The organism is Microcoleus vaginatus FACHB-2002 (assembly GCF_040004035.1).
GTDB lineage: Bacteria > Cyanobacteriota > Cyanobacteriia > Cyanobacteriales > Microcoleaceae > Microcoleus > Microcoleus vaginatus_C.
This window is the reverse complement of the sequence record NZ_JAMPLN010000074.1, coordinates 1-10,015: the sequence shown is the minus strand read 5'-3', so window position 1 is coordinate 10,015 and position 10,015 is coordinate 1. Positions and strand designations below refer to the sequence as shown.

General features: G+C 43.2%; 7 protein-coding genes. 2 read left to right on the top strand and 5 right to left on the bottom strand.

What is annotated here, in order from left to right:
- Positions 1-251: 251 nt before the first annotated feature.
- A complete protein-coding gene (locus NDI35_RS29275) occupies positions 252-575 on the top strand; it encodes a DUF433 domain-containing protein (RefSeq protein WP_445315765.1) in 324 nt (107 codons plus the stop codon).
- On the opposite strand, the gene NDI35_RS29270 is transcribed toward NDI35_RS29275, so the two are convergent.
- From NDI35_RS29270 to xseA, 3 genes are all read right to left on the bottom strand, one after another.
- Positions 471-5,807 (bottom strand): AAA family ATPase, encoded by a 5,337-nt coding sequence (locus tag NDI35_RS29270; protein WP_445315764.1) that lies wholly within the window; start codon positions 5,805-5,807, stop codon positions 471-473. The two genes, NDI35_RS29275 and NDI35_RS29270, sit on opposite strands and share 105 nt — an antisense overlap.
- Positions 5,808-6,172: 365 nt before the next feature.
- Complete coding sequence (xseB, locus tag NDI35_RS29265) at positions 6,173-6,400, bottom strand: exodeoxyribonuclease VII small subunit (RefSeq protein WP_333046043.1); 228 nt, start codon at positions 6,398-6,400, stop codon at positions 6,173-6,175.
- Positions 6,397-7,566 (bottom strand): exodeoxyribonuclease VII large subunit, encoded by a 1,170-nt coding sequence (gene xseA / locus NDI35_RS29260; protein WP_445315763.1) that lies wholly within the window; start codon positions 7,564-7,566, stop codon positions 6,397-6,399. Before xseA ends, xseB begins: the two co-directional genes overlap by 4 nt.
- A gap of 236 nt (positions 7,567-7,802) precedes the next feature.
- Between xseA and NDI35_RS29255 the strand changes: the two genes are divergently transcribed.
- Entirely contained in the window at positions 7,803-8,537 is a 735-nt protein-coding gene (locus NDI35_RS29255) for a hypothetical protein (protein ID WP_445315762.1), read from the top strand.
- Here NDI35_RS29255 and gmk read toward each other — a convergent pair.
- Entirely contained in the window at positions 8,534-9,103 is a 570-nt protein-coding gene (gene gmk, locus NDI35_RS29250) for a guanylate kinase (protein WP_445315761.1), read from the bottom strand. The two genes, NDI35_RS29255 and gmk, sit on opposite strands and share 4 nt — an antisense overlap.
- A 78-nt stretch (positions 9,104-9,181) precedes the next feature.
- Positions 9,182-9,448 carry an extracellular matrix/biofilm regulator RemA gene (gene remA / locus NDI35_RS29245; protein ID WP_333046047.1) on the bottom strand — a complete coding sequence of 89 codons (267 nt, stop codon included), beginning with the start codon at positions 9,446-9,448 and terminating at the stop codon, positions 9,182-9,184.
- Positions 9,449-10,015 lie beyond the last annotated feature (567 nt).

Here is a 10,015-nt window from a genome sequence, read left to right as displayed (position 1 = left end):
TGGCAGGAGTTGGCTTGGCTAAAAAGCTTAGTTGTTTCGAGAAAAAAGCGCCATCAAGCTATTAAAAAAAGTCAATTATTTCACTTTATTTAATTTCGGGAGAGTTGACAGGTGTCCGTGACGTTAAAACCGCATAAGTTAAACGGAAAAACTTTTTGACTCCAACTTTTCAGAACGGATAAAAAAATTTTACACACATCTGCGGAATGTGGGTTACAATGAATCAATGGAAAATATCTAATTGAAAAGACATGACTCAAAATAATTTACTGTCTCGCATCTCAATCGACTCGAATATCTGCTTTGGCAAACCCTGTATTCGCGGCCATCGCATCTGGGTTTCTCTGATCCTTGACTTTCTCGCTAGTGGAATGACTTTTGAAGAATTACTTGAGGAATATCCGGGAATGAACGAGAAGACGTTTTGGCTTGTATTGCTTATGGGGCTGAGTTGGCAAGAGATTGTTACTCTATTTCTGCTTCATCACCACCAAAGTAATATCATCAAACACCCTCTGAATACCAATATACTGCTGCACATCAGCAATAACAGCTTCCTGAATTTCTGCGGCTGAACGGTGACGATTTTCAACCACCACTTGCCACAACCTTTTTAATCCGTACTGCGCTTTATTAATATTTTTAGCTTCAGGAATTCCATCAGTATAAAGCACCACCACATCTCCAGAATTCAACTGCACTTCTGTTTGAGAAATAAACTCGCCAATCTCTTCTACTAAGCCAATGGGAAAGCCTAAATCCATCGTGTCTACGCACTCCAATGTTCCATCAGCGCGCACCACGATCACTTCCTCATGTTGTCCGCTTAATTTCAGGACACCTCCGGCATAATCTAAGATGGCTAAAGTCATGTTTTTATCCGAGTTAATGCGCTGAAGATTGTCATAAAGTGTCTGGTTTATAATATCCAACAACTTCACTGGATCTGTTTCATTCATTTTCTGAAGCGTCCTGACAGCCGTTTGTGCCATAATCATCAACACGCCACTTTCTAAACCATGTCCCGTTACATCACCAATGCTAATCTTGACTTGACCATCCTGTGGCAGTACATCATAGTAATCGCCGCCAACTTCATCTGCTGGTTCCATAAATCCAGCTATTTCTAAGCCTTCAATTGCTGCGAGTTCTGACTGTTTGGGCAACACCATTTGTTGCAATTGTTTGACTATATCGAGTTCTGCACTCATTCGGACATTTTCGGCTTTGAGTTTTTTATTGAGGCTACTAATTTCTCCGTTAGCTTGAGCTAGTTGAGCGGTTCTTTCATTAACTTTATCTTCTAAGTTTTGATAGAGTCTGGCATTTTCAATCGAAATAGATGTTTGTGAGCATAAGATTTTTAAAACTTCCAATCTATCTGGGGTAAATGCCCCCGCAGTCCGATTGTTTTCTAGATATACAATACCGATCAGTTTGCCTTGATTAATAATAGGAATACATAAGAGTGACTTGGGCTGATTTTTAACAATATAGGGTTCACGACTAAAAACTCCTTCGTTAGTAGCATCAGATAAAACGACATCCTCTTGAGTTCTTGCAACATATTGGATGACGCCTAGTGGCAGTTGTTCGCTATTTTCAATGTTGATTGACTGTAAGACAGTGACTTGTTCTGAATCCACAGATACTTCTGCTTCAATCAGCAATTTTTCCTGAGATTCTAAAATCAGACAACCAACTTGCGCCCCGGCATTTTCAATGAGAATTCTCATCAAGGAGGTGAGTAATTTCTCCAGTACAATTTCGCCGGAAATCGCTTGGGATGCTTTCATCACTGTGGCTAAATCTAAAGCTTCGCCTGACTGACTACCACTTGTGGAATAGGAAGTTGTCGTGTGAAGGCAAGTAATGCTTTTGGTGGCAGATGATTTAGGCAGTAACTGCGGATATTTTTCCTCCAAATCTTCCACCTTGCGTTTAGCGCCCCAGCGTTGGTAGCCGTAGTGAGCTTTTTTCATGTAGAGTTGGGCAATTTCCTCTTTGCCTTTACTTAACCAGAACTTGGCTGCTAGTTCATTGCCCAAAGCTTCATTCTGAATATACCCATGCTCACGGGCTGAAGAAATGGCGCGATCGTATAAGTCTATCGCTTCTATTTCTTTACCAGAGATCCGAGCTATTTCTGCTTCCAGTAATAGGTATTTGTGGAGGAAATTTTCCGGGCAGTTATCTGCCCAGATTTTCATCTTTTGTTGATTTGTTTTTAAAGTTTCCCAATATTCTTTCTGCTGGGAGCTGCTGGCGATTGGATAAAGAGTGCCTAAAATTAGAGAATAGTAAAGGTAATGTTCGGCTTGAATGGGTATACCTGAAACGAAGACTAAAATTTCATCACTTTTTTTTATTTCTTTTAGAGCATTTTCATGATCTCCATAGAGGAATAAAATTTGGGCTTTCAAGATTTTATACGGTGCTACTCCAGACATAAAGTTGGTCTTCTGCCACATTTGGAGGCACTGAAATTCATCAAACTCCTCATCATTAAAAGAAAACTTGTCCTGAGTTAATCCCTGTAAATTTAAGATGAAATGCTGAAACAATTGCTGAACTCCCAAAAACTCCTGATTTTTGGTTTGCTTAAGAAACTCAATATGCTTGGAGGATTCTTCAATAACGCTACTGAAATCATCGCCAATTAGGATTTTTTGGAGAATTAAATTGTAAGAATTATAAGCGCCATAAGCATCTCCAGTTTCCACTCCGGCTAGGTAGCCATTTCTAAGAATCGGAAAAGCTTTCTTAAGATGGTAACGCCAAGGACTAATATGACCACCAAATAGATCGCAAACTTTGCTAACTAAATTAACATTCTTATATTGCTCACTAATCTGGAGAGCTAATTGACCAAATTCATGACCTGTCTTATAGTCAATTAACCTCGATCCTGCTATAAATCCCCAGAAAACATATCCATGAGCTGAGACTTCTGATTTGCCATATTCAAGAGAAAGATTGACCATTTTTAGAGAAATTAAAGCTAACAAATTTTGGTCAACAAAATAAGCAGGCGCACTAATATTCATTAAGAGTTTCATACAGAGTATAATTTCGGGATTAATCATCTCCGGTGCATCTATTAGCTCAGCTATGTTGATTCTTTCCAAATTAGCTCTGTACACTCCTAACTCTAATTCAAATTCCGCCAAAATTTCTGACTTGGTAGTTGGCAAAGTTAATCCTAAACTCTTTAAAGTTTCTGAAGCTGTATTAATAGCCTTTAAATATTTGACACTTCGCTCGTATGCAACTATACGAATGTTTTGAATTTCCGCTCGCTCCCAATTAGATTTGGCTCGACTTAATATGACATCGACCAATTCTTCTGCTTTTTCAAAATGACCGCAGAGATACTCACACTCAGACAGTTCTCGATATAAATTAAAGGTTAATTCGTAATGCTCCTGCCAAATATCTCCCGGTAAAATCTCTACTCCCGGAGTAAAGTATTGAACTAGAGCAGCAGCGTAAGCCGTTGAAGCTTTGGCTCTTCTCCCTGCCTCAAGGTTCAACCGCGCTAATTCAACAAGTTGGGATTCATCAGTTATCAATTCCCAAGCTAAATTTAGATGATCGACTATCTCAAAGATTTTTTCCGGTTGCTCATCATTAGAGACATTAGTTAGTAACAACTGCCCAATCTGGAGATGCACCGCTTTTTTGCGGTCATCATCAATGAGAGCATAAGCTGCTTGTTGTACCCGGTCGTGCAAGAATTTATAATCTTGAATTAACAGTTCTGCGTCTAACTCTGATTTTGGCAATATTAACCCTGACTGCACTGCTATTACCAAATCTGAGAAAATTTCTCGCGGTGATTTTTCACAAATGATGGCGAGGGTGTTTAAGTCGAAAGAAGCGCCTACACAAGATGCTAAACGCAAAATTTGTTGAGTAGATTCTGGCAATTTCTTTAACTTACCAATCATCAACTCCACCACGTTGTCGGTGATGCCTTGTGCTTCAATGTTTGAAATATCCCACTGCCAGCGGTGACGTTCAAAATCAAACGTTATTAAGTTTTCGCTGTGTAAGGTTTTCAGGAACTGATTGACAAAGAACGGATTGCCTCCCGTTTTGCTCATGATCAGGTTTGCTAAAGGTTGACTTTGGTTGGTATTGCTATGTAAGGTATCGGCAATCAGTTGGTTAATATGTTCTAGTGCTAAAGGGGCTAAGGTAATAGAATTGACAGTTGCTCCCTGATTACGCAATCCATCCAGCATCATCATTAAGGGATGCGCTCGGCTGACTTCATTGTCCCGATACGCCCCAATCAGAAACAGATATTGCATAGAAGCATCTGTCATCATCAGTTCTATTAACTTAAGGGTGGCGGAGTCCGCCCACTGCAAGTCATCCAGAAAGATAACCAACGGATGCTCTTTGGCGCACAAGGCCCGAATGAACTTGCTGAAGACAAGATTAAAGCGGTTCTGCGACTCGGTTGGCCCTAACTCTGACACGGGCGGCTGTTTGCCCACTATCAGCTCCACTTCCGGTATCACGTCTATAATCACTTGACCGCTAGTACCAAATGCGCGTAGCAGTTTTTCTCGCCATTGCTCCAATTGTGCTTCGCTCTCGGTTAACAGTTGCCGCACCAATCCTTGAAAAGCACTAGCGATCGCGCTGTAGGGCACGCTGCGCTGAAATTGGTCGAATTTGCCCTCTGTAAAGTAGCCCCTAAGTCGGGTATTCGGTTTATGAATCTCGGCTACCAGCGATGACTTACCAATACCGGAATAGCCCGCCACCAACATCATTTCGATTTGCGGTTGGGGATTGTCCGCTACTCTCTCAAATGCTGCAAGTAAAGTTTCAACTTCAGCCTCACGTCCATAGAGTTTTTGGGGAATTTGAAACTTGTCAGAAATATCTGACGAGGCGAGGGGAAAGTCTGATATATTTCCACTTGTCTGTAGTTGGTAAAGACATTCTTCTAAATCGGCTTTGACGCCCCAGGCACTTTGATATCGTTCCTCTGCCATTTTCGCCATCAGCTTGATGACAATATCCGAAACGGCTTTAGGACAAGGTTCTCCCCCTCTCCCTCTATCCCCCTCTCCTCTTCCTAAAAGATGAGGGGGTATTGGCTGTTTGGCGATGTGACAATGCACCAGTTCCAACGCATCGGTACTTTCAAAAGGTAACTGTCCCGTAAGTAGTTCGTAGAAGGTAACGCCGAGAGAGTAAAAGTCAGTGCGGTAATCTAAAGAACGATTCATTCGTCCCGTTTGCTCCGGTGACATATAGGCTAAAGTGCCTTCTAAAACATTGGGATTTTTCAGCGTAGGATTTTCGCGGGTTAATTGAGTGGAGATACCAAAGTCAATGATTTTGATAATTCCTGTTTCTGGGTTAAAGACGATGTTGGCAGGATTAATATCTTTGTGGATGACATTGGCAGCGTGAATAGTACCTAAAATCTCAGCCGTTCTGATAGCGATGTTGAGAAATTCTGGTAGGGGTGCAATGCCATGCGTCCCTACACGGCCATTCATCAATTGTTTTAAGGATGATGCGCCAAAATCCTCTAAAATAATAACCAAAGTTCTTTGATACGGTTCTAAGGCATAAGCTTTAACCACACCATCTATGTCCAGATTGCGGGTGATTTCATATTCCTGCTTATATCGGGTTAGCTCAGAGGGCGTGGGATAGTCTTGTTTCAGAACTTTGAGAATTACTGCTTTGTGATCTTGTTCTCGAATCCCTCGATAGACCAGGGAATTGGCACTTTCGTAAATTTGGGCTAAAACTTCAATTCCAGGGACTTTAATCATGTTTGGCTCTCCATTTTTGGCAGTCATAAACTTTACGGGCGATGGTCAACGACTGCTGATGGTACTCAATCGCCAAGGCATAGAGTTGCCCGGGGAAGCGTAAACATTTCGCAGATTACCCAATGCTGACCCCTCACTTTAGCGGTCTTTAACCTCTCGGTAGATTATCAAGGTCTGTTGACAAGACTCAAGGCTTCTTGAAATTGACTTGTCTAACCCTACTGAATTCGCTCCAACATAGTATCGCAGCCAACAGGCTAGTATTTTGTCTAATATTCGTCTAAGCATAGCCGAAACCCTTGCCGATAGTATGGAGTTCGACAAAACACGCTATTTCATCCGCCTTAATCCCCGTTCACCTGCGCTTAAAAATCGGGTTCCGCAGCCAAAAGCTCGATCGACAAATCCATCTGTTCCTTCCCCCGCGCCAAAAATCTTTCGCACTCCTGCCAACACTCCACAGCCACCCCAAACTGCTCGAAAACCTCCTCTAGAGGCAACTCTCCCGATTCCACCCGATCGATAATCGCTTCAATTCGATCGACCGTTTCCTCATAATTCCAGTCAGACTGGCGCAACTGCGAATCAATCATAACTTTTCTTCTGCATCCAATACTTCTACAATCTTAACTTTCAGCACGCCCTGACTCAACCTCACAGTCAATTCTTCTCCCAATTCCAAACCGTCAGTTTTGCGGACGATCGTACCGTCACTTTGGATTACCGCTGCATAACCCCTTTGCAATACTGCCGCCGGATTCAGTGCGGCTAACTTTTCTTGCAATACTTCCAGTTTACCAGTTGCTTGCCGCAAAGTTCGGGATGTCGCAGGCAAACGTTTTAACCGATTTTGTAACAGTTGTAAATGCTCTTCTTCTGTCTGAAATCTTGCCCGCACAGCACTTGCTAAATTGACCATTCGCTGCTTGTGTTCAAAGTAAAGATCTGCCAAAATTGGTACAGCTTGAGCCGCCGCTGCTGTCGGAGTGTGGGCTCGTTTATCTGCTACTAAATCCGCGAGAGATTCGTCTCTTTCGTGCCCGATACCTGTAATAATTGGAATCGCACAATTTGCGATCGCCCTGACAACTCTCTCATCATTAAAACAAGCCAAATCTTCCGCAGAACCGCCGCCGCGCGCTAAAATGATCACATCAGCCCTACCGTCCAATTCTACACGGGCGATCGCCCTAGCAATGGCAGCAGCAGCCAATTCTCCCTGCACTCCTGTCGGCGACAGCAACACCCGCAAACCCGGATATCTTTGGGCTAGAGTGCGCTGAATGTCTCCCCAAGCAGCGCCAGTATCGGATGTCACCACCGCCACAATTTGCGGGTGTGCGGGAATCGGGCGCTTTCTGGCGGGATCGAAGAAACCCTCAGCCTCCAAGCGCGATCGCAATTGCTGCAACCGCAAAGCCTGCAATCCTTCCCCAGCCGGTAGCGATTGCACAACAGTCAACTGGTACTCGCCGCGATTTTTGTAAACCCGGATGCTTCCCAAAACCAGCAACTGTTCCCCTTTGGCGGGTATTTGCACCAATTTCTGCCGCAGAGAATTCCACACCACGCAGCGAATCGCAGCGCTTTTGTCGGTGTCGCACAGAGTGAAAAAGCAGCCGCTGGGGTGGTGCGAAACGTTCGACACCTCGCCTGTCAGCCAAACGGATTGCAGGTTGCGATCGCCCTCCAACAACTCTTGCAGGTATGATGTTAGTCCGGCAACAGATAAAGCTGTATCGGGAAGAATTGAAGTCATCCAATTTTAGATTTTAGATTTTAGATTTTAGATTTAGGCTACTATCAATGCTTCGGACAGTGTGCGATTGCCAAGCGTAAAATAAGGGTTTCAGGGCGATTGCAGAATCGACTTCCTAACGAAAAATCAAGGGTTTCCGACTAGGATCTCAAAATAGTCCGGACTATTGTAGTATATCTAAGGTAATTTATTTGTAGGCTGAGCGGGCGATCGTAATTTTAACTGCAAACAAACTAATGATATCAGATACAATGACTTCGATGAATGTGCTGCGCCAAGAGGCTGCGGCGATCGGCATTACTGAGGAAGAAGCCAGAAAATATGGCGACCTCCGACATAAAAGAACTTGGTCTTTGGCGATCGAACATCACCTCTCAATGCAAGATTTTGCCGATCGCATAGAACAATCCTTCACAACTTCCGAACCCGATTCCTCCAGCGCACTCAACCACTCTCAGACTGAAGAGTCGAAAGACTATGGTATTCAGCTAACTGCGAACCTAGGCGAATCTAGAGTAACCAGGGAGAACCAAACAGCCTCTCTTGCTTCGCCACACCAGCAAGCAGTAGCAATCGGGCGATCGCACGGTAATTCCGACCACCGCAGCAACCAAAACCGAGGTTTTAAACAAGTAGTTCAAAATCATATTAAAGCATTAACAATTGCATCCGCCTCCCGCACAAATCTGCCCCATTCACAACTGGGCAATTGGGTTTGTCCTGAGTGTGGATCGGAGGGCGAATTGGATTGTTACCTTTGCGCCGGAGAAGGCAATGTAGGGGACATTGCAGCTATTGGCTGGACGCTAGCTTATATGGAAATGTTGGGCTGTTCTGCTCGCGAAATTGAACCATTGAGAAAAATTTCGCCTTCATTGAATATTCTGGAATTGAATTTAAAAGTTTGTGTTGCTATCAAACAAAGTAGCGAAGTTTTAGCCAGGACGGAGAAATGGGTAATTACTCATTAGTTACCTGAAAGCTCAACCACATTAAGTATTGATTCTAGCTTTTTCAAAGCAACTTCCAAATCATCATTAACAACTTGGAAATCGAATTCCCCTGCAGCTTCAATTTCCTCTTTAGCCCGCACCAACCGACGGGCGATCGCCGTTTCGGAATCTTGACCCCGACTCCGCAGTCGCCGCTCCAATTCTTCCCAAGAAGGAGGTAAAATAAAAATTCGCAGCGCCTGTGGAAAATTATTCCTAATTTGCCTAGCCCCTTCGAGCTCAATTTCGAGGATTACCCATTTTCCCTCACCAATTCCTTGCTTGAGACCAAAATAAGGAGTACCGTAAAAATTACCGGCAAACTCAGCCCATTCCGCCAACTCTCCAGCCTCAACCATTTGTTCAAAACGGCTGCGGCTGACAAAATAGTAATGCTTTCCCTCAATTTCTCCCTCACGGGGCGATCGAGTTGTCACCGATACCGAAAGATATAATTCGGAATGGCGATTGAGGAGCGATCGTACTAGGGTGCCTTTCCCCACACCGCTAGGCCCCGTCAGAACAATTAATTTACCAGATTTCATCTTTAGAATAGAAACGTGTAACAATTTAAGTTTCCGCTTACTTTAGACTGTAAACGCTCAAATTGCAACTGACAAACCTCAATCATCCCGACCTTGACCATCTTTGCTCACCACAAAACGATTAGCAACCGTTTCCGGCTGAATCGCCGAGAGGATGACGTGACTCGAATCTGTAATAATTACCGCTCTCGTGCGACGCCCGTAAGTCGCGTCAACCAGTTGTCCCCGCTCCCGCGCATCAGTAATAATCCGCTTAATTGGCGCTGATTCGGGACTGACAATGGCAATCACTCGATTAGCAGACACAATGTTACCAAAACCGATATTAATTAATTGAATATCCATGAAAATCTTAATCTGTAGGTGAACGATTTACTATCAATCCTTACTTTTTATCATATAATATACAATGATTTTTTATGAGAATCCTCAAATTAATCTCCACTAAGTTTTTTAGTTTCTACCTAAAGTTTTTACCATTTTGACGCCGAGTAACCCGTTCTTTATCAAAAATTTAAAAAAGACTCGCTGTTGCCACTCTATCTTAAAGATTCCGTAAAAGCATCTATTTTTAGTTGCAAATAAAAGCATTAGCTGTATCGAGAAAACAACTCGTAAATGTTGCGAAATATAAATTTGATGGCCGACAGAGGAAAAGTGAAGTATAATCAGGGAGAAATGATAGTAAATATTCGCGAATCGAAGTCTATACTAACAGTATTGAGACTGATGCTGCTTTGATGAGCTTTCCAACCTAAAGTAAAAGCTGCTGGCGATCCTCTTCGTTGGCGTAGCCCCCGTAGATACTGTCTTGAACTGTCAAGGGGTCGCGAGTAAATAATTTGGGTCGAAAGGCTTTTGGGATTTTAAAATCCCAAAAGCCAAATGCACCAGTTTCCTCATCAGCGCACC

Excerpts from the sequence above, each read along its gene's own strand:
- NDI35_RS29275 (WP_445315765.1), top strand. The coding sequence starts at position 252 with ATGACTCAAAATAATTTACTGTCTCGCATCTCAATCGACTCGAATATC.
- NDI35_RS29270 (WP_445315764.1), bottom strand. The coding sequence starts at position 5,807 with ATGATTAAAGTCCCTGGAATTGAAGTTTTAGCCCAAATTTACGAAAGT.
- xseB (WP_333046043.1), bottom strand. The coding sequence starts at position 6,400 with ATGATTGATTCGCAGTTGCGCCAGTCTGACTGGAATTATGAGGAAACG.
- xseA (WP_445315763.1), bottom strand. The coding sequence starts at position 7,566 with ATGACTTCAATTCTTCCCGATACAGCTTTATCTGTTGCCGGACTAACA.
- NDI35_RS29255 (WP_445315762.1), top strand. The coding sequence starts at position 7,803 with ATGATATCAGATACAATGACTTCGATGAATGTGCTGCGCCAAGAGGCT.
- gmk (WP_445315761.1), bottom strand. The coding sequence starts at position 9,103 with ATGAAATCTGGTAAATTAATTGTTCTGACGGGGCCTAGCGGTGTGGGG.
- remA (WP_333046047.1), bottom strand. The coding sequence starts at position 9,448 with ATGGATATTCAATTAATTAATATCGGTTTTGGTAACATTGTGTCTGCT.